The 23,901-nt window shown below is 74.8% G+C and carries 18 protein-coding genes and 1 pseudogene; 5 read left to right on the forward strand and 14 right to left on the reverse strand.

Annotated features, from left to right (window positions below; translation table 11 throughout):
* Nucleotides 1-210: 210 nt before the first annotated feature.
* From GJV82_RS12850 to GJV82_RS20880, 4 genes and pseudogenes are all read right to left on the reverse strand, one after another.
* Nucleotides 211-621, reverse strand: a complete 411-nt coding sequence (locus GJV82_RS12850) for a DUF742 domain-containing protein (protein ID WP_021483501.1) — start codon at nt 619-621, stop codon at nt 211-213.
* Nucleotides 622-631: 10 nt separating this feature from the next.
* Nucleotides 632-1,081 carry a roadblock/LC7 domain-containing protein gene (locus GJV82_RS12855; RefSeq protein WP_024839165.1) on the reverse strand — a complete coding sequence of 150 codons (450 nt, stop codon included), beginning with the start codon at nt 1,079-1,081 and terminating at the stop codon, nt 632-634.
* 36 nt (nt 1,082-1,117) lie between these two features.
* On the reverse strand, nt 1,118-2,635 hold the full coding sequence (locus tag GJV82_RS20490; RefSeq protein ID WP_263971405.1) for a hypothetical protein: 1,518 nt from the start codon (nt 2,633-2,635) through the stop codon (nt 1,118-1,120).
* 808 nt (nt 2,636-3,443) lie between these two features.
* A pseudogene (locus GJV82_RS20880) lies at nt 3,444-5,243 on the reverse strand (nitrate- and nitrite sensing domain-containing protein); the annotation flags it as partial.
* Nucleotides 5,244-5,462: 219 nt separating this feature from the next.
* On the opposite strand from GJV82_RS20880, the gene GJV82_RS12865 reads away from it, so the two are divergent.
* Nucleotides 5,463-6,440, forward strand: coding sequence for an NAD(P)H-quinone oxidoreductase (locus tag GJV82_RS12865; RefSeq protein WP_318657607.1), 978 nt, complete (start codon nt 5,463-5,465; stop codon nt 6,438-6,440).
* Between the two features lie 100 nt (nt 6,441-6,540).
* Nucleotides 6,541-7,179, forward strand: coding sequence for a bacterial proteasome activator family protein (locus GJV82_RS12870; RefSeq protein ID WP_024839168.1), 639 nt, complete (start codon nt 6,541-6,543; stop codon nt 7,177-7,179).
* Nucleotides 7,180-7,206: 27 nt separating this feature from the next.
* Here the strand turns inward: GJV82_RS12870 and GJV82_RS12875 are convergent, their stop codons facing one another.
* The 5 genes from GJV82_RS12875 to GJV82_RS12895 form a co-directional block, all read right to left on the reverse strand.
* Nucleotides 7,207-8,097 (reverse strand): EamA family transporter, encoded by an 891-nt coding sequence (locus GJV82_RS12875; RefSeq protein WP_115943496.1) that lies wholly within the window; start codon nt 8,095-8,097, stop codon nt 7,207-7,209.
* A 124-nt stretch (nt 8,098-8,221) separates the two neighbouring features.
* The gene (locus GJV82_RS12880; RefSeq protein WP_024839170.1) at nt 8,222-9,190 is read right to left on the reverse strand and encodes a carbohydrate ABC transporter permease; all 969 of its coding nucleotides are present in this window, start codon (nt 9,188-9,190) and stop codon (nt 8,222-8,224) included.
* Nucleotides 9,187-10,176, reverse strand: coding sequence for a carbohydrate ABC transporter permease (locus GJV82_RS12885; protein WP_024839171.1), 990 nt, complete (start codon nt 10,174-10,176; stop codon nt 9,187-9,189). Before GJV82_RS12885 ends, GJV82_RS12880 begins: the two co-directional genes overlap by 4 nt.
* 143 nt (nt 10,177-10,319) lie before the next feature.
* Nucleotides 10,320-11,720, reverse strand: coding sequence for an ABC transporter substrate-binding protein (locus tag GJV82_RS12890; protein WP_024839172.1), 1,401 nt, complete (start codon nt 11,718-11,720; stop codon nt 10,320-10,322).
* Between the two features lie 262 nt (nt 11,721-11,982).
* The gene (locus GJV82_RS12895) at nt 11,983-12,993 is read right to left on the reverse strand and encodes a LacI family DNA-binding transcriptional regulator (protein ID WP_318657608.1); all 1,011 of its coding nucleotides are present in this window, start codon (nt 12,991-12,993) and stop codon (nt 11,983-11,985) included.
* Nucleotides 12,994-13,194: 201 nt separating this feature from the next.
* Here GJV82_RS12895 and map point away from each other — a divergent pair, with 201 nt between their 5' ends.
* Nucleotides 13,195-13,986: a type I methionyl aminopeptidase gene (map, locus tag GJV82_RS12900; RefSeq protein ID WP_024839174.1), complete on the forward strand. Its 792-nt coding sequence runs from the start codon at nt 13,195-13,197 to the stop codon at nt 13,984-13,986.
* Between the two features lie 107 nt (nt 13,987-14,093).
* Here map and GJV82_RS12905 read toward each other — a convergent pair whose 3' ends face one another.
* From GJV82_RS12905 to serS, 3 genes are all read right to left on the reverse strand, one after another.
* A complete protein-coding gene (locus tag GJV82_RS12905) occupies nt 14,094-14,519 on the reverse strand; it encodes a GNAT family N-acetyltransferase (RefSeq protein WP_024839175.1) in 426 nt (141 codons plus the stop codon).
* Nucleotides 14,520-14,632: 113 nt separating this feature from the next.
* Nucleotides 14,633-15,418 carry an HAD family hydrolase gene (locus GJV82_RS12910; RefSeq protein ID WP_155099523.1) on the reverse strand — a complete coding sequence of 262 codons (786 nt, stop codon included), beginning with the start codon at nt 15,416-15,418 and terminating at the stop codon, nt 14,633-14,635.
* A gap of 35 nt (nt 15,419-15,453) precedes the next feature.
* On the reverse strand, nt 15,454-16,737 hold the full coding sequence (gene serS, locus GJV82_RS12915; protein WP_318657609.1) for a serine--tRNA ligase: 1,284 nt from the start codon (nt 16,735-16,737) through the stop codon (nt 15,454-15,456).
* A gap of 72 nt (nt 16,738-16,809) precedes the next feature.
* On the opposite strand from serS, the gene GJV82_RS12920 reads away from it, so the two are divergent.
* Nucleotides 16,810-17,937, forward strand: a complete 1,128-nt coding sequence (locus tag GJV82_RS12920; protein WP_115941795.1) for a diacylglycerol/lipid kinase family protein — start codon at nt 16,810-16,812, stop codon at nt 17,935-17,937.
* A gap of 58 nt (nt 17,938-17,995) precedes the next feature.
* Here the strand turns inward: GJV82_RS12920 and GJV82_RS19475 are convergent, their stop codons facing one another.
* Nucleotides 17,996-18,562: a TetR/AcrR family transcriptional regulator gene (locus tag GJV82_RS19475; protein ID WP_034603319.1), complete on the reverse strand. Its 567-nt coding sequence runs from the start codon at nt 18,560-18,562 to the stop codon at nt 17,996-17,998.
* On the reverse strand, nt 18,562-19,086 hold the full coding sequence (locus GJV82_RS19480; protein ID WP_318657610.1) for an FBP domain-containing protein: 525 nt from the start codon (nt 19,084-19,086) through the stop codon (nt 18,562-18,564). The genes GJV82_RS19475 and GJV82_RS19480 overlap by 1 nt, the downstream gene beginning before the upstream one ends.
* A 171-nt stretch (nt 19,087-19,257) precedes the next feature.
* Here GJV82_RS19480 and GJV82_RS12930 point away from each other — a divergent pair, with 171 nt between their 5' ends.
* Complete coding sequence (locus tag GJV82_RS12930; protein WP_155099512.1) at nt 19,258-23,901, forward strand: RodZ family helix-turn-helix domain-containing protein; 4,644 nt, start codon at nt 19,258-19,260, stop codon at nt 23,899-23,901.

Below are 23,901 nucleotides of genomic sequence, written 5' to 3' on the forward strand. Positions count from 1 at the left end.
GGCTGCGCCGGGGCAGCCGGGGCCGACGGCTGAGCCGGCGTCGCCGGGGACGGTCGCTGCGCGGGCGTGGCCGCCGCGGGCGCCTGCGTGGGCACCCCGGCCGGGGGGCTCACCGGTGCCCAGGCGGTCTGCCGGACGGCCGGCTGGCCACCGGGCGCGCCCCCGACCACCCCCGACGGCTGCCCGGCCTGCGGCGCGCTGCCCGAGCCGTCAGAGGGTGGAAATGCCATTGAGAACACTCTCCAAGACGCTCAGGGACAGGCCCGAGTGGTTGCTGCCGTGACCCGTGTGGACGTTGAGCGGGGTCGACGTGTGGACGGTGATGTAGTTGTCCTCCTGCAGGTCCGCGACGAGCACCTTCGTCACGCCGAGCGGCAGGCGCAGGAGCGCGGAGAGCTCGGCGATCGAGACGTACGTGTGCGCGGCGTGCTGGAGGATCGAGCGCTTCTCGGGCGGGAGCCCGAAGCTGTTCACTGCGCCCGGCATGACCTCGACGAGCGCCTCGAGCGGGAGGTCGGACGTGGCGGACCGGACGCGACCGCCGGTGACCGCGTACGGGCGGACCGTCGCCGCCTCGTACCCGTCGTGGGCGCCCATGCTGCCGAAAGGTACGTTCGTCATCGATCAGTCCTCATCCCACCGGGGCTCGCGTCGCGCCGTCGACGGGAAGGCTACCCCGCATCTCCGAGATGAGCTGCGGCGTCAGGGTCGCCTCGGTGCGCGAGACCAGGAGCGCCATCTCGTAGCCGATGAGGCCGATGTCGCAGTTGGCCTCGGCGACGACGCCCAGCACCGACCCGTTCGACACGTTCATGAGGAACAGGAAGCCGTTGTCCATCTCGATGATGGCCTGGCGGACGTTCCCCCCGTTGAGCTGGCGGGCCGCACCGCGGGTGAGGCTCGACATGCCCGAGACGATCGCCGCCAGCTGGTCACCGCTCGTGCGGTCCAGCTGGTCGGACATCGCCATGAGCAGGCCGTCCGCCGACACCACGAGCGTGTGCCGGCTGCCCGGGACGGTACGCACGAAGTTGTCGAGCAGCCACCCGAAGTTCGTTGCCTCGGTGCTGAGCGCGTTCACTCTTCCTCCTCGTCAGTTGCCGCAGACGGCAGTGGGTTACCGCGCCTGGGGCGCTGAATCAGGGACATAATCCACGGCCTGGGGGTCCCACGTCGAACTCGTCTCGTCCTGCCCCTCGACGCGGCCGCGTGCCGTCGCCGACTGGAACGCCGACAGACGGGCCCGCAGCTGCTCCGGGTCGCGGTCGATCCGCGCCGTGAAGCGGTCCACGTAGCCCTCGCGCTCCTCGCCGCGCGAGCGCCGGGCGAGGCCCGACGCCGTCGTCGCGTCGACCTTGAGGGGCTGGTAGATGCCGTCGTTCGAGTCCGCCAAGGTCGCTTCCTGGAAGTCGGTGCTGCCCTGCAGCAGGGTGGACATCTCCTCGTACAGCACCGCGGACGCCATCCAGTCCGACCGCGCCTCGACCGAGTCGCTGATGTACCCGGGCTCCAGAGGCTCGAGCGTCTCCGACACCGGCCGGCGCACCAGCGGGCTCGGCGGACCGTAGCCGGCCGGCTCCGTGGCGTCGGCCGGCTCCGGCGCCCAGGAGTCGCGCGCAGGGGCGGGCTCGCGCCCGGCCTCCGACGGCGCGACGTCGGGAGCGTAGGCCTGCTCCGGCGCCGCGTAGGACGGCTCGTACGACGGCTGCGGCGCGGCGGGCGCCTCGGTCGCGGAGTAGGCGGTCTCGAGCGGGGCGTACGCGGCCTCGTGCGACGCGGGGACCTGCTCCTCGGCCGGCGTCGTCGGCGGGGCGAACGACGCCGCGGGCGCGGGCTGGTCGGCGCGCGGCGCGAACGCCGAGGTGCGTGCGGGGGCCGCGGGCTCCTGCGGTGCGACGGGGATCGACGGCGCGACCGGGGCCGCCGTGGGCGTCGCCGCCGCAGCGGGGGCCGCCGGTGCGGGTGCCGACGGTGCGGGTGCCGACGGTCCTGCGGGTGCGGGCGCCGTCGCAGCGGGGGCCGCGGACGCGGACGTGCCGGCGGGACGCGCCTGGGGCGTCGCCGTCGTCCGCGGACGGCGGCCGAAGAGCCCGCGCTTGCGCGCCTGGCTCTCGCGCAGCGACCGACGCGTCGGGAGGTCCGCCATGAGCTCCTCGAAGCGCGGCAGCGCCTCGAACGTCAGCTCTGCCGGGATGTCCTCGGCCGGAGCCGCGGCGTTCGCGCTCTCGACGACCGGGACATCCTCCGCGGGCCGGGCCTCCGGAGCGGCCGGGGCGGACACGGCGGGCGCACGCTCGGCGAGCGGGACGCGCGCGACGGTCGCCTCCTCCGCGGGCTCGGCCGGGACCGGCGGCACGACGCGCGTCGCGTCCAGGGACTCGTCGCCCACGGACGACGGCGCCCAGGTGTCCGCGGCCTGCGCGGGCGCCCAGGACTGCTCGGCCGGCTGCTCGGGCGCCGCGGGGGGCTGCTCGGCCGCGACGGCAGGCTGCTCGGGAGCCCACGCCTGCTCCGGGGCCCAGGCCTGCGCCTCCGGCGCCGGCCAGGCCTGCGCGACCGGCTCCTCTGCCGGGGCGGGCTGCGGGCTCCACGCGTCCTGCGGGACCGGCGCGGAGCCGGTCGGGACCTCGGTCACGAGAGGGATGTCCGTGGCNCTCCGGCGCCGGCCAGGCCTGCGCGACCGGCTCCTCTGCCGGGGCGGGCTGCGGGCTCCACGCGTCCTGCGGGACCGGCGCGGAGCCGGTCGGGACCTCGGTCACGAGAGGGATGTCCGTGGCGGTCACGTCCGGGGCGGCCGGCAGCTCGACCGGGTTCTCCGCCGGGCGGTCGCCCATCGGGCGGAAGCTCGAGAACAGCGCGCTGCGCGTGCTCACGTCGAGCACCGGGATCTCGGCGGAGACCGGCTCGACCGGCGTGGCGGCCGGGCGCGCACGGCTCGGGAGCGCCGAGCCGGCGTCGGCGACCTCGGCGGGCGGGGTCCACGCCTCGTCGGCCGCGGGGAGCTGGTCCGGCAGCGCGGGGGTCGCGAGCGGCGGCAGGACGATCGCGCCGGTCTGCGGGCCGGACGCGAACGACGCGCTCGGCGCCGCGGCGGCCGGGTCGACCGTGCGCGAGCGACGGCGGGGCATGCCCGTCTGCGTCGTGCCGTCGGTCAGCGCGTCGATGTCGACCGGCACGGCCGCGGGAGCCTGGGGCTCGACCGCGGGGAAGGAGGCCGTCGCCGCGGGCGCCGCGGGCGCCGCGAACGGGGCCGGTGCCTCGGGCGCGGGGAGCGCAGGCGCGGCCGCCGGGCCCGCGAGCTGCTGCGCGGCGGCCTGCGTGCTCGTCTCGAGCGGGTCGGTCGGCTGCGGGAGCGGGACGCTCGAGTCCGGGACGAAGAGGACGGCCGGGAACGACACGACGACCTCGGTGCCCTGCTCGTCGCCGCCGGCGCTGAAGCGGACCTTCGCGCCGAGGCGGTCCGCGAGGCGGCCGACGACGAAGAGACCCAGGCGCTGCGCGCCGACGACGTCCGACGCCGCGTGCGTCGCGACCTTCCGGTTCGCGTCCGCGATCTCCTCGGGCGTCATCCCGAGGCCGTGGTCGCGGACCGTGACGTAGACGAAGTTCTCGTCCCGCCCGGTCGTGACCTCGACAGGCGTGTGCGGCTCCGAGAACATCGTCGCGTTCTCGAGGAGCTCGGCGAGCAGGTGCGCGGCGTTGAGCGCGTTGTGCCCGAGCATGAGCGGGTCGACCACGAGGTTGAGGCGCACGCGGTCGTACAGCTCGATCTCCGACGACGCCGTACGGATGACGTCGGAGGCCGGCATGGGCTGGCGCACGCGACGGCCGGAGTCGATGCCCGCGAGGACGAGGAGCGACTCGGCGTTGCGGCGCATTCGCGTCGCGAGGTGGTCGAGGCGGAAGAGGTTGGACAGCGTGCCCGCGTCCTCCTCGGAGCGCTCGAGGTCGTCGAGGAACGCGAGCTGGCGGTTGAGGAGCACCTGGTCGCGGCGGGCGACGTTGACGAACATCTCGGCGATCGAGCCACGCAGCGCGGCCTGCTCGCGGGCGACGCGGATCGTCGTCTCGTTCACGTCGTTGAACGCGGTCGCGAGCTGGCCGACCTCGTCCGTGGACTCCACGGCGATCGGCGCCAGGTCGATGCCCGGTCCCTGACCCGGGACGGCGACCTGCTCGACGAGCTTCGGGAGCTGGTCGCGGACGTCCTCGGCCGCGTCGGTGAGGCGGCGCAGCGGGTTGACGATCGCGCGGGCGATGAGGCCCGCGACGAGGACGGAGAGGATGACGGCGGCGAGGGTCACGAGGATCGTCACGACCGCGCGGGTCGTCGCGGCGGCGGCGAGGTCGGACGCCTTCTTCTCGGTCTCGACGCGGACCGCGTCACGCACCGGGGCCGTCTGGTCGCGGTCGGCCTGCGAGAGCGCCGGCCACTCGGCCGCCTGGCTCGCGGGGGTCGCGCCGGGGCGCGAGCCCATGAGGTTCTGGCGGATCTGGTTGTACGTCGCCGTCGGGGTCTCGAGGCGGAGCTCGCCGGGGAGCTGGCGCACCGCGGTCTGCGTGCGCTTGGCGAGCTCGTCACCGGTCGTCACGAGGACGGCGGCCTGCTGGTTGGTCGCGGTGCTCTCCTGGCCCACCTGCGCGGCCTGGAGCACCGCGCCGGCCACCGGCTGCTCGAGCGCCTGCTGGGCGAGCAGCTCGTCGAGGAGCACGTACGTGTCGAGGTACTGCGCGAGGCCGCGGTCGGGCGTCGTGTCGGCCAGCGTGCGAGGCACCTCGAGCGCGTCGTCGATGAGGTTCCCGTACAGCGAGTTGCGCTGCAGCTGGCCGAGGCCGGAGCGGTCGATGGCCTGGCGGACCGACTGCAGGTCCGAGCGGTCGGCGATCGTGTCGGCCAGGGCCTCGCGCACGCGGGGGTCGAGCGCCGACGTGTCGAGCCGCTCGTACGCGCGGTCGCGCACGTCGAGCGCCTTGTCGGTCTTCTCGCGCTGCGCCATCATCTGCGCCTCGGCGTCCTCGGTCGCGCCCCGCGCGTCGAGGAAGGCGTACGTGCGCTCGGCCGCGATCTCGGTCCCCGCGACGTCCTGCGCGGCGAGCGCCGCGACGAGCGCGCTCGTCTGGCTCGCGTCGCGCGCCGTCGAGATGGCCTGCGCGGAGATGATCGCGGCGGCCGCGAAGAGGACGAGGACAGGCACCGCGAGGGCCGCAAGGATCTTCCCGCGAACGCTCAACCTGCGGAGCATACGAACCTGCCTCCATCACCCTGGTCCACCCGGTTCGGCAGCGCGGTCGGCGCGCGGCAGCGGCGCCTCCCGGGCTCCGGTCCCCGGTCGTGCGTACTAACTATCGGTGCACATCTCCCGGACACCTAATCCGTGAGCAGCACGGCCACGCGTGCCGTTCCCCACGGCGCCCCCGTCGGCGAACCGGCGCCCCCGGGCCGCCCGCGTAGTCTCGGCGATGTGCGAGGCGTCACGATATCGGGCCCCGGTGGCCCTGAGAAACTAACGGTTTCCACGCTCCCTGACCAGACCCCCGGGACGGACGAGGTCGTGGTCCACGTCGCTTCCGCTGGCGTGAACCGCGCTGACCTGCTACAACGCGCCGGTTCGTACCCGCCGCCGCCCGGCGCGCCCGAGTGGCCGGGCCTCGAGGTGTCGGGGACGATCGCGGCCGTCGGCGACGCCGTGACGGGGTGGTCGACGGGCGACCGCGTCGTCGCGCTGCTCGACGGCGGCGGGTACGCGGAGCAGGTGCGCGTCCGCGCGACCCAGGTGCTCCCCGTGCCCGACGGCGTCGACCTCGTCGACGCGGCGGCGCTCCCCGAGGCGGTGTGCACCGCGTGGAGCAACCTCGTGGACGTCGGCCGCCTCACGTCGGGCGAGTGGCTGCTCGTGCACGGCGGGTCCGGCGGGGTCGGGACCGTCGCGGTGCAGCTCGGCGCGGCGCTCGGCGCCCGCGTCGCCGTGACCGCGGGCGGGCGCGCCCGCGCCGACCGGTGCGTCGCGCTCGGGGCGAGCGTCGCCGTCGACCACCGCGAGGAGGACTTCGTCGCGGCCGTGCGCGAGGCGTCGGGCGGGCACGGGGCGGACGTGGTGCTCGACGTCGTCGGCGCCGCGTACCTCCCGCGGAACCTCGACGTGCTCGCGACGGGCGGCCGGCTCGTGGTCATCGGGATGCAGAAGGGTCGACGGGCGGAGCTCGACCTCGGCCTGCTCCTGGCCCGCCGCGCGACCGTCGCCGGCACGACGCTGCGCTCCCGGCCGCCCGCCGAGAAGGCGCGGATCGTGCACGACGTCCTCACGCACGTCTGGCCGATGGTCGAGGACGGGCGCGTGCGCCCGGTCGTGCACGCGCGACTCCCCCTCGACGAGGCGGCGCGGGCCCACGAGCTGCTCGACTCGGGCGAGGTCTTCGGCAAGGTGCTGCTCGTCCCCTGACGCTCGCGCGGTCCGGGCGGCGCGCAGGCACCTCGCCGCGGCCACGTCGCCCACGGCCCGCGTCGGTGCGCGCGTCGGCGGCGCGCGCCAGACTGGACCCATGGCTGACGAACCGCGCGACCCCCGCCCCGACGAGCCCACCCCGCCCGACCCCCGGTCGGCCCCGGACGACGCGCCCGAGCGCGACGACCCCGGCCGCGCCACCGTCGTCATGCCGGACGGGACCGGGGTCGGCGTCGAGGGTGCCCCCTCGCAGGACGACGACGGCCCGACGACGGTGATCGAGGAGCCCGCCAAGGTCATGCGCATCGGCGGCATGATCAAGAAGCTCCTCGACGAGGTGCGCGACGCGCCGCTCGACGAGGCGGCCCGCTCGCGCCTCGCCGAGATCCACGAGCGGTCGCTCACCGAGCTCGAGGAGGGGCTCTCGCCCGACCTGGTCGACGAGCTGCACCGCATCACCCTGCCGTTCTCGGACGACGCGGTCCCCACGGACGCCGAGCTGCGCGTCGCGCAGGCCCAGCTCGTGGGATGGCTCGAGGGGCTGTTCCACGGGATCCAGACCGCGCTCGTCGCGCAGCAGATGGCCGCGCAGGCCCAGCTCTCCCAGATGCGCCGCGCGCTCCCGCCCGGGTCGCTGCCCGGCATGGCGCCCGGCGGTCCCGGCGGGATACCGGGCCAGCAGGGCGGGCGCCCCGACGAGCACGACGGACGGCCGTCGCCCGGCCAGTACCTCTGAGAACGGGCGGCGGCCCGGTCCCGCGCCTCAGGGGAGCGGCGGGTCGGGCGGGGCGTCGCCCGGCGGCGCCCCGCCCTGCCGCCGGTCCCGGGGCGCTGCCGTCATGGCGATCGCGCCCGAGACGAGCAGGAGGCCCGCCACCTCGGGGAGCGTCGGCACCTGGCGCAGCACGACGGCGCCCACGACGGCCGCCGACGCGGGCAGGAGCGCGAGGAGCACCGAGAACGTCGCGGCGCTGACGCGACGCAGGACGACCTGCTCGAGCGCGTACGGCACGACGGACGAGAACAGCGCGATCCCCGCGACGGCGGCCACGTGGCGCCAGTCGCCGAGCACGGGCAGCGCGTCCGGCGCGAGGACCGGGGCGAAGACGAGCGCGCCCACGGTCATCGCGACCGCGAGCGACGTGACGCCCGAGCCGGCGACCGCGACGCGCCGCCCGAGGAGGATGTAGGCCGCCCAGCAGGCCGCGGCCACCGTGATCGCGGCGAGGCCGTGCACGGCGTCCTCGCGCGGGAGGTCGGACTCGATCGTCACGCCCGCGAGGAGCACGACCCCGGCGCACGCGACCGCGATCGCGCCGCGCTCGCGCCACCCGCTGCCCGTGACCGCCGCGACGGCGACGGGGCCGAGGAACTCGATCGCGACGGCCGTCCCGAGCGGCAGGTGGTCGATCGCGACGTAGAACGCGAGGTTCATCGCGGCGAGCGCGACCCCGAAGACCGCGACCCCCACGAGCTCACGGCGCGTCCACCGTCGGCGCCACGGACGGCGCCACGCGAGCAGGAGCACCGCAGACGCCGCGATCCGCAGCCACCCGACCTCGATCGCGCCCGCGACGGCGAACAGCCCCACGGCGATCGCCGCGCCGAGGTACTGCGTCAGCCCCGAGACGACGAAGAGGACCGGGACGGGCACCCGCTCGAGAGCGGCGACGGGGCGACGGGACACCTACGAACTCTAGGCACGCGCGGGTCGACGTCCGCGCACGACGACGGCCCGCCCCCGGAAGGGGACGGGCCGCGTCAAGCGGTGCGCCGGGTCAGCCCTTGACGGAGCCGGCCAGGAGACCGCGCACGAAGTACCGCTGGAGCGCGACGAACACGATGAGCGGCACGATGATCGAGATGAACGCGCCGGCGGTGAGGATGTGCCAGTCGCCGCCGCGGGAGCCCGCCATCTCGGCCACGCGCACGGTGAGCGGGTAGGACGACGTGTTGGCGAACGTCAGGCCCACGAGCAGGTCGTTCCACACCCAGAGGAACTGGAAGATCGCGAACGACGCGATCGCGGGCACGAGCAGCGGCAGGAGCACCTGGAAGAAGATCTTCACGTGCCCCGCGCCGTCGACCCGGGCGGCCTCGACCAGCGACCGCGGGATGTCCTTCATGAAGTTGTGGAGCAGGAAGATCGCGAGCGGCAGCGCGAAGATCGAGTGCGACAGCCAGACCGTCCAGAACGTGCCGTTGAGGCCGACGGTGACGTAGTCGCGCAGGAGCGGGACGAGCGCGACCTGGAGCGGCACGACCTGCAGCGCGAAGATCGCGACGAAGAGGATCTCGCGGCCCTTGAACTCGATCCACGCGAACGCGTACGCCGCGAGCAGCGCGAGCGTGATCGGGATGACCACCGCGGGCAGCGTGATGACGAACGAGTTGACGAAGTACGTGGAGAGGTTGCTGCCGCTCCCGTACAGCGCCTGGTCGTAGTTGTCGAGCGTGAACTCGGCCTCGCCCGTGAAGATGCCCGGGATGACCGTCCACCAGCCGCTGCGGCGGATGTCGAGCTCGGGGCGGAACGACGTGACCAGCAGACCGACCGAGGGGATGGTCCACAGGAGGGCGATGAGGATCGCGAGGAACGACGCCCACGGGGAGCTGAGCTTGCCCTTGGCGGCGATCGCGCGCTTCTCGAGCCGGGTGAGCTTGCGGGGGCCTCGGGGGCCCTCGAGCTCCGCCTCGGTGGTGAGGTCGGTGTCCGGGACGACCGGGGGGATCGGCGTGCTGGTCATCGGATCTCCTCCGCGAGGCGCATCTGCCGGACGTTGTAGACGATGATCGGGATGACGAGCACGAACAGGATCACCGCGAGCGCGGAGCTCAGGCCCTGGTTGTTCTGCCGGAACGCCTGCGTGTAGAACTCGTTCGCCACGACCTGGGTGCCGAACTGGCCGCCCGTCATGGTCCGCACGATGTCGAAGATCTTGAGCGTCGCCATCGCGATCGTCGTCAGGACGACGACGAGGGCCGGGCGCACGCTCGGGATCGTGATGTAGCGGAACATGCCGAAGCCCTTGAGCCCGTCGAGCCGCGCGGCCTCGACGATGTCGTCGGGGATCGCCTTGATCGCGGCCGAGAGGATCGTCATCGCGAACCCGGTCTGGATCCAGATCATGACGACGATGAGGAAGAACGTGTTCCAGGGCTGGCCGATGAGGAACTGCTGCGGCGGGAGCCCGAGCCACACGAGCACCTGGTTGAGCAGGCCGATCTGGTTGACGCCCGGCTGGTCGGGGCGGAACTCGTAGACGAAGCCCCAGATGATCGACGCGCCGACCATCGAGATGGCCATCGGCAGGAAGACCAGCGCCTTCGCGAACTTCTCGAAGCGCGAGCGGTCGACGAGCACCGCGTAGACGATCCCGATGAACGTCGAGAGGATCGGCACCACGACGACCCAGATCGCCGTGTTGCGCAGGACGAGCTGGAACTGGTCCGTGGTGAACGCGGTGACGTAGTTGTCGAGCCCGACGAACTCGTTGCCGCGGCGGTCGAACAGGGAGTTCCAGATCGTGATGATCGCGGGGCGCACGAGGCCCCACGCGAGCCCGAGGACCGCGGGGCCCACGAACCCGAGGACGACGACCCAGCGCGGGATGCGCTTGGGGCGGTCCACCGCGAGCAGGATCGCGCCCATGACGACGACGAAGAGCAGGATCGCGAGGAACATCAGCCCGAACTTCTCCACGGGAGAGCTCGGGTCGGTCAACCAGTCCATGGTGGCCTCCGGTCTGGTCGCCCACGGCGTCGGGGGCGAACGTGGTCTACATCCTGGACCCGGGAGCGGGGGGTCCGCCACAGTGGGCGGACCCCCCGTCCGGTCGTGCGTGCGTCAGACGGGCTCGCGCCCGTCCGTCCGGGTCAGGACGACGGCCAGGACGCCTCGATCGTGTCGACGACCTCCTGCGTGTCGGAGCCGGTGAACCAGTTCACCATCCCGGTCCAGAAGGTCCCCGCACCGACCTCGCCCGGCATCAGGTCGGACGCGTCGAAGCGGATCACGGCGTCGGGGTCGGCCAGGATCTCCGCGGAGAGCTGGTCGAACGACGTCGCGAGGTTCTCCGGGTCGAGACCGTTGTTGGCGCTGACCCAGCCGCCCTGGGGCGTGGTGAGCGCCTTCGTGTTGGCCCAGTCCGCGCTCGAGAGGTAGGTCTGGAAGGCCTGCACCTCGGGACGGTCGTTGAAGGCCGCGACGAACTCGCCGCCGCCGAGGACCGGCTTGATGTCGGTCTGGTCGGTCGGCAGGTAGAAGGCGTAGACGTCGCCGTCCTCGGCAACCTCGGTGCCCTCGGGCCACTGCGTCTGGTAGAAGTTCGCGGCGCGGTGCAGCCAGCACGTGCCGTCGAGGATCGGGTAGCCCGCGTCGGTCCACGCGGTGGTCGCGATCGAGTCGACGCCGCCGAGGCCCGCGTTGACGAAGTCGGGGTTCTTGAGGATCTCGCCGGCCGTGTCGAACGCCTCGACGATCTGCGGGTCGTTGAACGGGATCTCGTGCGTGTACCACTGGTCGTACACCTCGGGACCCGCGGTGCGCAGGACGACGTCCTCGATCCAGTCGGTCGCGGGCCAGCCGGTCGCGTCACCGGACTCGACGCCGGCGCACCAGGGCATGCCGCCGTCCTCGACGATCTGCGCGGAGAGGTCCATCATCTCGGTCCACGTCGTCGGGACCTCGTAGCCGGCGTCCTCGAACATCGACGGCGAGTACCAGACGTACGACTTGACGTTCGACCCGAGCGGCGCGGCGTAGAACGTGCCGTCGACGGTGCCGTACTCCTTCCACGACTCGCTGAAGAACTCGTCGACGTTCGCGACGGTCTGCTGCGGCGCGGGGACGATCTGGTCCGGGAAGTCGTTGACGATCGTGTTGAGCAGGCCGGGCTGCGGCAGGTACGCGATGTCGGGGGCGTTGCCCGCCTGGATGCGGACGAGCAGCTGCGCCTCGAACTCGCGCGAGCCCTCGTAGTTGATCGTGACGCCCGTGCACTCCTCGAACGGGTCGTACGACGCCTCCTGCGTCGCCTGCTCGGGCTCGACGATCGACGTGTAGACGGAGACCTCCGTGCCCTCGAGGTCGCCGAACTCCTCGTAGGCGGAGCAGTCGATCTCCGGGGTCGCGGCGTCGCCGCCGCCGTCACCGCCGTCGCCGTCCCCGCCGCCGCCACCGCTGCACGCCGCGAGCACGAGCGCGAGGCTCGCCCCGCCGGCGGCGACCGCCAGCGTGCGGCGACGTGCCGCGCTGGTCCTCGTGGTCCTGGTCATCTCAGCCTCCACCTCGTCGTAGGTCCGGACGTCGGCCGCCCCGGTCAGGTACGGACCGGGCGCATCGCGACGTCGCGAGCGCGGGTGCGCTCTCGCCCCACCCCCCATGCAAGCGATTGCATCGCGCTGCCGCAAGCACAGCAGGGCGCGTTTGCGTAACGATTCCGTCACGCGGGGCGGGTGCGCGCTCTCTCGGGGCCGATCCCCTGGTCACGCTCCCACGGGGCGGGTCCGAGCGCGCGTCGAGCGGACGGACGGCTCCCTACGCGACAGGCCGCGGCGGCGCGGTCGAGCGACGGCGCACGAGCTCCGTCGGGTACGTGAGGCTCTCCGGCACCGGGGCTCCGTTGATCATGTCGAGGAGCAGCAGCGCGGCGTCGAAGCCCTGCTGGTAGGCGTCCTGGGCGATCGTCGTCAGGCCCACGAGCTCGCCGAGGTCGTGCCCGTCGACCCCGACGACGGAGAGGTCCTCGGGCACGCGCAGGCCCCGGTCGCGCGCGGCGAGGATCGCCCCCATCGCCATCTCGTCCGAGGCGGCGAAGACCGCCGTCACGTCCGGGCGCCGCCGCAGGAGGTCCGTGGTGGACTCCCGCCCGCCCGCGACGTCGAAGTCGCCGTTCACCTCGAGCCCCGGGTCCCGCGCCAGGCCCGCGCCCTCGAGCGCCTCGGCGTACCCCTGCGACCGCTCGACGGGCGGCGACCACGACGAGACGAGGTCGGGCACGCCCGTCACGTGGCCGATCACCCGGTGCCCGAGGTCGAGCAGGTGCTGCGTCGCCGCCCGGCCCGTCGCGACGTCGTCGAGCCGGACCGTCACCTGGTCGGCCGGGCCGGAGCCGACGAACGCGAGCGGGCGGCCGAGCCCGACGAGCGAGCGCACCTCGTCGTCGTCGAGCGGGAGGCCCACGACGAGCGTGCCGTCCACGCGGTGCCGCAGCACGCTCGGGTCCACGCGGCGCCGCGCCGCCGTGCGCCGCACGTCGAACGTGTAGAGCAGCACGTCGTAGCCGAGGTCGCGCAGGGCGCGCTCCGCGCCCTCGATGACGTTGGCGAAGAACCACCGGTTGACCCACGGCGTCAGGAGGCCGATCGTGCGCGTGCGGCCCGTGGCCAGCGACGACGCCGACGGCGTGGGGACGTAGCCGAGCCGGGCCGCCTCCGCGAGCACCCGGAGGCGCGTCGGCTCGGAGACGTTCGGCAGGCCGCGCAGGGCGCGCGACACGGTCGCCGTGGACACCCCGGCGGCCTGGGCGACGTCGTCGATACCTGCCACGACGGGTGATGCTGCCACGCCGACCGGTGCGTGGCGAGGCACCGTGCCACATCGTGAGCAGATCGATGCAAGCGCTTGCCCCCTCCGGGGGCCGACGGCGCCCCGCGCCCCGGCGGCGGGCCGGGCGGATATCGTGGTCGAGCCTGCGCGCCGCACGACCCGTGCCGCCGGGCGACACCACCACGAGCCGGAAGGACCACGATGATCGAGCTGAGGACCCCGCGGGAGATCGAGCAGATGCGGCCCGCAGGACGGTTCGTCGCCGACGTCCTCACGACCGTGCGTGCCGCGGCGAAGGTCGGCACGAACCTGCTCGAGCTCGACGAGATCGCGCACGCGATGATCCGCGAGCGCGGCGCGGAGTCCTGCTACATCGACTACCACCCGTCGTTCGGCGCGAGCCCGTTCGGCAAGGTCATCTGCACGTCGGTCAACGACGCCGTCCTGCACGGCCTCCCCCACGACTACGCGCTGCGGGACGGCGACCTGCTGAGCATCGACTTCGCGGCGTCCGTCGACGGCTGGGTCTCCGACTCGGCGCTGTCGTTCGTCGTCGGGACGCCGCGCGCCGGTGCGCTCGGCGAGGCGGACGCGAAGCTCATCGAGACGACGGAGCGAGCACTCGAGGCCGGCATCGCCGCGGCGCAGCCCGGCAAGAAGGTGGGCGACATCTCCGCCGCGATCGCCGACGTCGCGCACGCCGCGGGCTACTCGGTGAACACGGACTTCGGCGGGCACGGCGTCGGGCGCACGATGCACGGCGAGCCGCACGTGCCCAACGACGGCCGCCGCAAGCGCGGGTTCCCTCTCAAGCCGGGCCTCGTCATCGCGATCGAGCCGTGGTTCCTCGAGACGACGGACGAGATCTTCACCGACCCGGACGGCTGGACGCTGCGCTCCGCCGACGGCTCGCGCGGCGCGCACAGCGAGCACACCGTCGCGATCACCGAGGACGGCCCGGTCGTCCTCACGGCACGCGAGCCCCGCGACTGACCCCCTCCCCCCCGGCGAGGGAGTCCCCGGCACCGCGAGGTAGGGCCCCGGTCCGCCGAGGTAGCGCCCGGGTACCGCGAGGTAGTGGCGTGGTCATGACCACGCCTCTACCTCGGCGGAAGAACCTTCCGGAAGAACGCCGCCGACTCGTCGTAGCCCAGAGCCGCGTAGAACGGCGCGGCGCGCCGGGTCGCGAGAGCGACGTACGCCGCCCCCGCCGCGGCGGCCCACTCCTCGGCCGCTTCCATGAGCAGGCGCCCGGTCCCGCGGCGGCGCGCGGCGTCGTCGACCATGACCTCCTCGACCCACCCGACAGGAGCGTTGGCGAAGAGCGTCGCGTGTCGGTGCGCCACGAGGTAGCCGACGACGTCGTCCCCCACCTCGGCGACGAGCACCAGCGCGTCGTCGTCCGCGAGGAGCGACACGAACGACGCGTCGAAAGACGCACGCTCGGGGACGAACGACGTCGCGAAGGCGACGACGAGCCGCCAGACCCCGTCCGCGTCGTCGGGCAGCGCAGCCCGGACGGCCACGCCATCGAGTCGACGTCGAGGCCCGGTCACGACCACGCCTCTACCTCTCGGTACCGAGGCTCTACCTCGCGGTACCTGGCTTCTACCTCGGCGACCACGGCGCTGCCTCGCGGTCAGGGCAGGAGGCTGCGCAGGACGTCGGCCGCGCCGTCGTCGTCGATCGTGCCGGTGACCTCGTCGGCGGCCTCCTGCACGGCGGCGTCGGCGTGGCCCATCGCCACGCCGCGGGCCGCCCACTGCAGCATCTCGACGTCGTTGTGGCCGTCCCCGACGGCGACGGTCCGGTGGGGCTGGACGTGCAGCGCTCGCCGGACGAGCTCCAGGCCCGTCGCCTTGGTCACGCCGAGCGGCGCGAGGTCCATCCACGCGGTCCAGCCGACGGCGTACGTGACGTCGTCGAGGCCGAGGTGCTCGACGAGCTCGTGGAACTCCTCGCTCGTCGAACCCGGTGAGCGGACGATCACGCGCGTGACCTCGCCCGACCACAGCTCGTCGAACTCGACGACGCGGTGCACGCCGTCGAGCTCGCCGTCGGGGAAGAGCTCGTTCATGCGGAACCCGACGCCCACGTCCTCGACGGCGTACCGCGCGTCGGGCAGGTGCTCGCGCAGGAGCCGCAGGGCCGGGCCCGGGTCGAACGTCACGACGTCCTCGAGCGCGTACCCGTCCGGCTCCTCCGGGTCGAGCCGCGCGGTCACCGCGCCGTTCGACGCGACGACCCAGCCGCGGTCGATCCCCAGGATCTCCGCGACGGGCGTGATCGCGATGAGCGAGCGCCCGGACGCGAGCACCACGTGGTGACCCGCCGCGCGCAGGCCGGCGACGGCGTCGCGCACGTCCTCCGACAGCTCCTGGTCGTACGACATGAGGGTGCCGTCGATGTCGAGCGCGACGAGCATCGGCCCGGGCGCGTCGTCCGGGACGAGGGGACCCGTCACGCCACCACCGGCTCGAGCACCTCGAGGCCCCCGAGGTACGGACGCAGGCCCTCCGGCACGCGGACCGAGCCGTCGGCCTGCTGGTGGTTCTCGAGGATCGCGACGATCCAGCGCGTCGTGCCGAGCGTGCCGTTGAGCGTCGCGACGGTGCGCGTCTCGTTCTTGCCGTCGACCTCGACGCGCTCGCGCACGTTGAGGCGGCGCGCCTGGAACGTCGTGCAGTTCGACGTCGACGTGAGCTCGAGGTAGCGCTGCTGCGTGGGCAGCCACGCCTCGCAGTCGAACTTGCGCGCGGCGCTCGACCCGAGGTCGCCCGCGGCGGTGTCGATGACGCGGTACGGCAGGTCGACGAGACGCAGCATCTGCTCCTCCCAGCCGAGCAGGCGCTGGTGCTCCGCCTCGGCGTCCGCAGGGTCGCAGTAGGAGAACATCTCGACCTTGTGGAACTGGTGCACGCGGATGATGCCGCGCACGTCCTTGCCGTGCGAGCCGGCCTCGCGGCGGTAGCACGCGCTCCAGCCGGCGTAGCGCAGCGGCCCGGCCGACAGGTCGACGATCTCGTTCGCGTGGTAGCCCGCGAGCGCCACCTCGCTCGTCCCGACGAGGTAGAGGTCGTCCTTCTCGAGGCGGTAGATCTCGTCCGCGTGGGCGCCGAGGAACCCGGTGCCCTGCATGACCTCGGGCCGCACGAGCGTCGGCGTGATGACCGGCGTGAACCCGGCCGCGACCGCCGTGTCCATCGCGGCGTTGAGCAGCGCGAGCTCGAGGCGCGCGCCCACGCCCGTGAGGTAGTAGAAGCGGGCGCCCGAGACCTTGGCGCCGCGCTCGGTGTCGATCGCGCGCAGGCCCTCGCCGAGGTCGAGGTGGTCGCGCGGCGTGAAGCCCTCCGCGGCGAAGTCGCGGATCGTGCCCTCCTCGCGCAGCACGACGTAGTCGTCCTCGCCGCCCGCGGGCGCGCCCGCGACGACGTTCGAGATCTGGTAGAGCAGCGCGCGCAGCTCCTCCGCCGCGGCGTCGGCGTCGGCCTGGCGCGCCTTGACGTCGGCCGCGAGCTGCTTGGTGCGCGCGAGCAGCTCCTGCTTCTCCTCCCCCTGCGCCTGGGCGACCTGCTTGCCGAGGGACTTCTGCTCGGCGCGCAGGCTCTCGAACTCGCTCAGCGCGGCGCGGTGGCGGGCGTCGGCGTCGAGGGCGGCGTCCACCAGCGCGGGGTCGTCACCACGGGTGACCTGGCTGGCACGGACGATGTCGGGGTTGTCGCGCAGGAGGCGGAGGTCGATCACGCCAGCAGCCTAACGAACTGCGCGCTCCGAGGCCGCAGCCCTTTCCCGCCCCGGCCCCGCTACGGTGTCGCCATGTCCTGGACGCTCTGGCTCGCGATCGCGGCGCTCGCCGTCGCGGTCGTGGCACTCGTGGTCGCGCTGGGCCTGCGCGCGCAGCAGACCCGGCAGCGCCGTGCGCACGGCGACGCGCCGCCCGCCGGGGAGGCCCCGGTCGAGGACGACCCCCGCGAGCTCGTCGCGTTCGTCGCCAACCCGTCGAAGCCCGACGTCGCGGGACTGGAGACGGTCGTCCGTGCCGCGTTCGCGGACGCGGCCCTGCCAGACCCGCTGTGGTTCGAGACGACGGTGGAGGACCCGGGCGTCGGGCAGACGCGCGCGGCGCTCGCGCAGGGCGCGGACGTCGTCGTCGCCGTGGGCGGGGACGGCACGGTCCGTGCGGTCGCCGAGGGCATGGTGGGCAGCGGCCGCACCATGGGCCTCGTGCCCGTGGGCACGGGCAACCTCCTCGCGCGCAACCTCGACCTCCCGGTGGGCGACGCGCGCGCCGCGCTCGCCGTCGTGATCGCCGGGACGGACCGCCCCGTCGACGTGGGCTGGGCCACGGTCCTGCGCTGGGCCGAGGATCCCGACGGTGCCGAGGGGGCGGAGCCCGGGTCCACCAGGGACGTGCGCAAGGAGCACATCTTCCTCGTGATCGCGGGCCTGGGGTTCGACGCCGCGATGGTCGCCGACACGGACGACGACCTCAAGGCGAAGGTGGGCTGGGTCGCCTACTTCGTCGCGGGCATCCGGCACCTGCACGGGCGCCGCATGCGCGCGCAGCTCCAGCTCGACGACACGCCGCCCGTCGACGCGCGCCTGCGCTCGCTCCTCATCGGCAACTGCGGGCGGCTCCCCGGTGGCCTCACCCTCCTGCCCGACGCCGTCATCGACGACGGGATCCTGGACATCGCGGCGATCGACACGCGCGGCGGGGTCGTGGGCTGGGCGCAGCTCTTCGGGGAGGTCGTCATGCAGGGCCTCGGCGTGCGCAACGACCTCCCCGCCAAGATCGGGCGCATCGACCACGCGCGCGCCCGCCGCGTGCGCGTGCGGGTCGAGGGCGGCGAGCAGGCGCAGGTCGACGGCGACGTGCTGGGCCTCGCGGTCGAGATCGAGGCGCGCGTCGACCCCGGTGCCCTGGTGGTGCGCACGGCCTGACGCTCTGCGACGGGGGACGACGCACACCCGGTCCGCGCCGCGCGGTCGGTCCACGCGGTCAGTCCCCGCAGGCGGTCTCCGCGTCGATCGCCGACCGCATGACCGCCGCCGGGGGGACGACCTGCTCCCCGCCGACGCGGGTGAGGGCGGCGAGCCCGACACCGACCATGAGCAGGCGCCCCGCCGCCTCCCGGCGTCGCGCGTCACCCCGGTCGCCGAGGGCGTCCGCCAGGACGTCGGTCAGGAGCCCGAGCGTCTCCACGTAGGCCCGCGCGACGACGGGCCGCAGCTGCGCGTGCGCCCCGGCCTCCGCCCACCGGGCGAGCGCCTGCCCGTCACCCGCGGGCCCGAGCAGGTCCTCGAAGAAGAGCTCGAGCGCGGCGCGGGCGGTGCGACCACGGGCCGCGTCCTCGAACCGGACGATCTCGACGTCCGCGTACCGCCGCCACGCCTCGGCGACGAGCTCGTCCGTCGACGCGAAGTGGTGGTGGATCTGCCCAGGGGACCCGCCGAGCTCGTCGGCGACGACGCGCGCGGTGACGGCCCCGAGACCGTCGCGGCGCACGACGGCCGCGGCTGCGGCGACGATGGAGTCCCGACGCTCCGCGCGCGGCAGGTAGGCCATCAACGACTCCTCGTCCGCGCCGGGGGGGCGCCGTCGGTCAGGGTGTGCAGGAACGCGACGGTACGCGCCCGCAGGCCCTCCCGACGAGCTCGCACGACCTCACCGGGCGGGGGGTCGATCGGACCGCCCGACCGGACGGTCCGGACGTTGCGGTGGCAGTCGAGGTCGGTGCACAGCAGGAGGCCCACGCTGCTGAGCCGCTTCCTCGGGTCCCGCGACGGCCGGTGCGCCGCGAAGAGCGCGACCTCGTTGAACCGCCGCGAGAACCGGCACAGCGCGCACATCACGGCGCGCGACCCGACCTCGGCGTGGCTCGGGCTCTGGCGCAGGAGCGCCCCGACCGCGCGCCCGTCGACGTCCGCGACGAGGAACGCGCGCGAGGGCGCGCGCGGGTCGCGCCACCCGAGGTAGTCGAGCTCCTCCCAGCGCAGGTCGTCGAAGTGGCCGGGCAGGCGGACCTTCCCCTCCGCCGGGTCGACGTTGACGATCGCGGCCCGCGCCTCGGCGCGGGTCAGCGCGCGCACGGTCGGTCCTGGAAGTTGTACATGGATACAAGTTGTACACGGTGCCAAGTTGGTGCGTCCAGCAGATTGCGCGCAGCCGGCGTGGAGGCAGCGTGAGCGTCGCGCGCGGACCTGCGACGACGCTGCCGCCACGGTCGGGGGCGGTGTGACGCACCCCCGTAGGCTGGTCCGGTGACGTTCCCGGCCGCCGCGCTCCCCCCTGCCCGCACCCAGCCCGCCCGCCGGGGCCGGGGCCTCGGGCCGCGGACGACAGCGCTCGCCACGGCCGTCGCCCTGCTGCTGACGCTCCTCGCCACGGCCGGCCCGGCGGCGGCGACCGCCGCGGCCGGTTCGGCGGCGGCGGCGACCACCGAGGACACCGTCGCCGCCGGCCCGCTCGCCGCCGATCCCGCGCACGACCCGCGGCCCGTCGTGCTGGTCGCGGTGGCCGGCCTGTACTGGAGCGACGTCTCCCCCACCGCGACGCCCACGCTGTGGTCGATGATCCGCACGGGGTCCGTCGCCTCCCTCAACCTCGGGCGCACGGCGTGCACGACCGACGCGTGGCTCACGCTCTCGGCGGGGCGCATGGTGTCGGCGCAGGCGGACGAGCCGCCCGCGGAGCCGCTCCCCGCCGACGCCGAGGAGCCCGCGAGCGGCTGCCTCCCCCTGCCCGTGCCCGACGTCACGCCGACGGGGGCGACCACGCCCGACGCGCGCCCCGCCGACGTCCCCGGCTGGGCCGCGCTCACGGCACCGGCCGCGGAGGAGACGCCCGCGCAGGCGGCGCGGCACGACCCCGGGACGGCCGCGGCCCGGCTCGCCGAGACAGGGGTCTGCACGACCGCCGTCGGGCCGGGTGCCGCCGTGATGCTCGCGGACGCCGCCGGTCGCGTCGAGCGGTACGCGCCCTCGCTCGCCGCGCTCCCCGACGACGGCCTCGACGCGTGCGACGTGACGGTCGTCGACCAGGGCGAGATCGTCGACTCGGCCACCGGCCGCGGCGAGAGCCTCGACGAGCTCGACGAGGCGCTCGCCCGGGTCATGGACGAGGCCGACCGGGGCACGCGCGTCCTGGTGGCCGGCGTGTCGGCAGGACCGGTCGGCGAGACGGGGCTCCAGGTCGTCGTCGACTGGCGCAAGGGGCAGCCGACGAGCCGCTGGCTCCACTCGCCCAGCACGCAGAAGGACGGCATCGTCCAGCTCACCGACCTGACGGCGACCGTCGTGGAGTCGGCGGGCGGCAGCACGGAAGGGCTCGAGGGCGCCGCCCTGGAGCAGGGCGAGGTGCGGCGCATGGACGTCGCCCGGACGGTCGAGAACCGGCAGTACCTGAACGTCCTCACCAGCACCATCCCCACCCTCTACCCCGTGCTCGTCGGGCTCCTCGTCGGCACCCTGGTCCTCGCGCTCGGCGGCGCCCTGTGGGCGCGTCGCGCCGCCGTCCGCCGCGGGCGCGAGCCCGGCCCGGGGCCGCGCGGCCTGCGCGTGCTCTCCGCCGTGCTCATGGTGGTCGCGGCGGCGCCGGTCGCGGCGTCGCTCGCGAGCCTGTCGCGCTGGTGGGTGTGGAGCGCGCCCGCGCCGGCCCTCACGCTCGCGCTCGCGGTGAGCGCGGTCGTCGTCGCTCTCGTCGCGTGGGTCGTCTCGCGCCTCCTGCCGCGACGCCCGTGGGCACTGCCGTCGGCGCTCGCCGGGGTCACGTGGCTCGTGCTCACCGTCGACGGCGCGACCGGCACGACGCTCCAGCAGGCGTCCCTGCTCGGGACGTCGGCCGTCGTGGGCTTCACGCGCTTCTACGGCTTCAACAACGTCACCTTCGCCGTGTACGCCGTCGCCGGCCTCGTCCTCGCGGGCGGCCTCGCGTCGGCCGCGACCGCCCGCGGACGACGCCGCCTCGCGGCCTGGACCGTCGTCGCCGTCGGGGCGGTCACGGTCGTCATCGACGGCTGGCCCGCGTTCGGCGCCGACTTCGGCGGGATCCTCGCGCTCGTCCCCGCGTTCGCCGTCCTCGCGCTGCTCGTGGGCCGGGTGCGCATCACGTGGCTGCGCGCGCTCGTCGTCGCGCTCGCGACGGTGCTCGTGGTCGTGGTCGTCGCGGTCGTGGACTGGCTGCTGCCGGGCGGGAGGTCACACCTCGGCGGGTTCGTCCAGACCGTCGTGGACGGGGCCGCGCTCGACGTGATCGGCCGCAAGGCGCTCGGCGCGTGGGCCACCCTCGCGAACCCGCTGGGCGCGGTCGCGGCGGTCCTCGTGGTGCTGCTCGCCGTCGCCGTGCTGCGCCCCGAGCGGTTCCGCCTGCCGGAGGTCGCGCGGGCCTACGAGACCTGGCCGCTGCTGCGCCCGCTGGTCGTGGCGCTCGTCGTCGTCGCGGGCGTCGGCTCCGTCCTCAACGACTCGGGCGTCATCATCGCGGTCATGGTCGTGGTCGTCGCGACCGCGATGATCGTCCCCGGCTTCCTCGCGCGCCCCGCGCCCCCGCAGACCGTGCGGGCCGTGCCCGAGCCGGGGATCCGGCGCATGCCGACCATGCTCGCGACCGTGGGGGGTGGGCTCCTGCTCGTCCTCCTGCTCGCCTCGACGGTGCTCGCCTCGTCGGGGCTCCGGCCGGCGGCCAGCGCCGCCCCGGCGGGCGGCGAGGCCTCGGTGACCCGCTCGGACGCGATCGCGACGGACCGGCCGATCGTCGTCGTCGGCACCACGGGCGTCACGTGGGGCGACGTCACGTCGTCGGCCACCCCCACCCTCCACGCCTTGCTCACCGACGGCGCGGGCGCGGGCGGCGTCTCCCAGCCCACGGGGGCGGCGAGCCGCTGCACCGTCGGCGGCTGGCTCGCGCTCTCCGCCGGGCAGCTCGCCGAGGTCGCGACCGAGCGCGCAGCCGACGGCGCATGGGCGTGCCCGACGCCGCAGCCCGCCCCCGACGGCGCGGACGGGGCGCAGGTCGAGGGGTGGGACGACCTGGTCGCCCTCCAGCGCGGCTCGGGCTACCAGGCGCGCCTCGGCGTCCTCGGCGACGCGCTCGCCGCAGCCGGCGCCGACGGAGCGGTGTGCGCGACGGCGGTGGGCCCGGGCGCGGCGGTCGCCCTCGCGGACTCCACGGGCCAGGTCGCCCGCTACCGCGACCTCGCGGACGCGACGGCACCCGGCTCCGACGCGTTCGCGTGCCCCGTGACCGTCGTCGACGCGGGCGACGCGACCCCGCCGGTCGTCGACCCCGACCTCCCGGCGGACGAGCGCGCCACGCTGCGCAGCACCCTGCGCGCCGACCGCCTCACCGCGGTCGACGCGACCGTCGGCGCCGTGCTCGACGCGGCCCCGAGCGGCACGACCGTGCTCGTCGTGGACGTCGCCGGCACGCCCGGCACCCGACCCGCGCTCGGCACGACGCTCGTGCGCCCGTCGTCCGACGGCCCCGACCAGTCCCGCTACCTGACGAGCGCCGCCACCCGGACCGACGGCGTCGCGCGCGTGCTCGACGTCCCGGCGACGGTGCTCGATGCCGCGGGCGCCGCGACGCCGGCACGGATCCAGGACACACCGGTGGCATGGGGCTCGCCGCGCCCGGCCGACGCGACGTCGACCGCCGACGCCCTCGCCGACCTCACGACGCGCGACCACGTGCGCCGCGCCGTCTACACCGCGTTCGTCGACGTGCCGCTCTACGCGGGGCTCGTGATCGCCGGGCTGTGCCTCCTGCTCGCGCCGCGCGCCGCGCGCGCGACGGGCGACCGCGCGCGTGCCCGGTGGGCCCGGGCGGCGCACTGGGCCCGCGGGTCCGCGCTCGTCGTCGCCGCGGTGCCCACCGCCGCCTTCCTCGTGTCGCTCACGGGCTGGTGGCGGTTCGGGAACCAGACGCTCGCGATCGTCGTGTCCACGGTCCTCGCGACGGCAGCCGTCGCCGGCCTGGGCGCCCTCGCCCCACGCCGTCCGGTCTGGCTCGGCCCCGGCATCGTCGCAGGGCTCACGTTCGCCGTGCTCACGCTCGACGCGCTCGTCGGCACCCCGCTCAACCGGGCGAGCCCGCTCGGTTCGGCGCCCACGTTCGGCGCCCGGTTCTACGGGTTCGGGAACCCGACGTTCTCCGTGTACGCGGTCGCGGCGCTCGTCGTCGCCGCGGCGCTCGCGCAGTGGCTCGTCGCGCGCGGCCACCGGTACGCCGCCGCCGCGACGGTGGGCGTCATCGGTCTCGTGACGATGGTCGTGGACGTGTGGCCGACGCTCGGCGCCGACCTCGGCGGCGGTCTCGTCGTCGTGCCGGCGTTCGCCGTGCTGGGCCTCGCCGCCTCGGGCGCGCGCGTCACGTGGCGGCGCTTCCTGCTCGTCGCGGCGGCGGGCGTCGCGCTCGTCGCCGCCGTCGGCGTGCTCGACTGGCTGCGCCCGGCCGACGAGCGTTCGCACCTGGGCCGGTTCGTCGGGCAGGTGGTCGACGGGTCGGCGTGGGAGACGCTGCTCCGCAAGGCGGGCTACGCGGCGCGGTCCGTGCTGGGCGGGGTGCCGGTGTGGCTGACGATCGCCGTGCTCGTCGCGGCCGCGCTGCTGCTCTTCTGGCCCCGGCGCTTCACGCCGCAGTGGTTCGCGCGCACGGAGGCCGCGTGGCCGCTCGTGCGACCGACCCTGCTGGCGCTGTGGATCGTGGCCGTCGCGGGCTCGCTCGTCAACGACTTCGGCGTGCGGATCGCGCTCATCGCGCTCATCCCGGCCATCCCGCTGCTCACCGTCGCCGCGCTCCACGCGGCCGACGACGGCGGCGGCACGGGCGAGAGCGCGGACGACGACCCGGACGACCGCTCCGGCGCGGAGGGCCCCGCGGCGCGGGTTGGGAGCACCACGTCCTGA

The sequence above is a fragment of the Cellulosimicrobium composti genome, from assembly GCF_009711085.1.
Taxonomy (GTDB): domain Bacteria; phylum Actinomycetota; class Actinomycetes; order Actinomycetales; family Cellulomonadaceae; genus Cellulosimicrobium; species Cellulosimicrobium composti.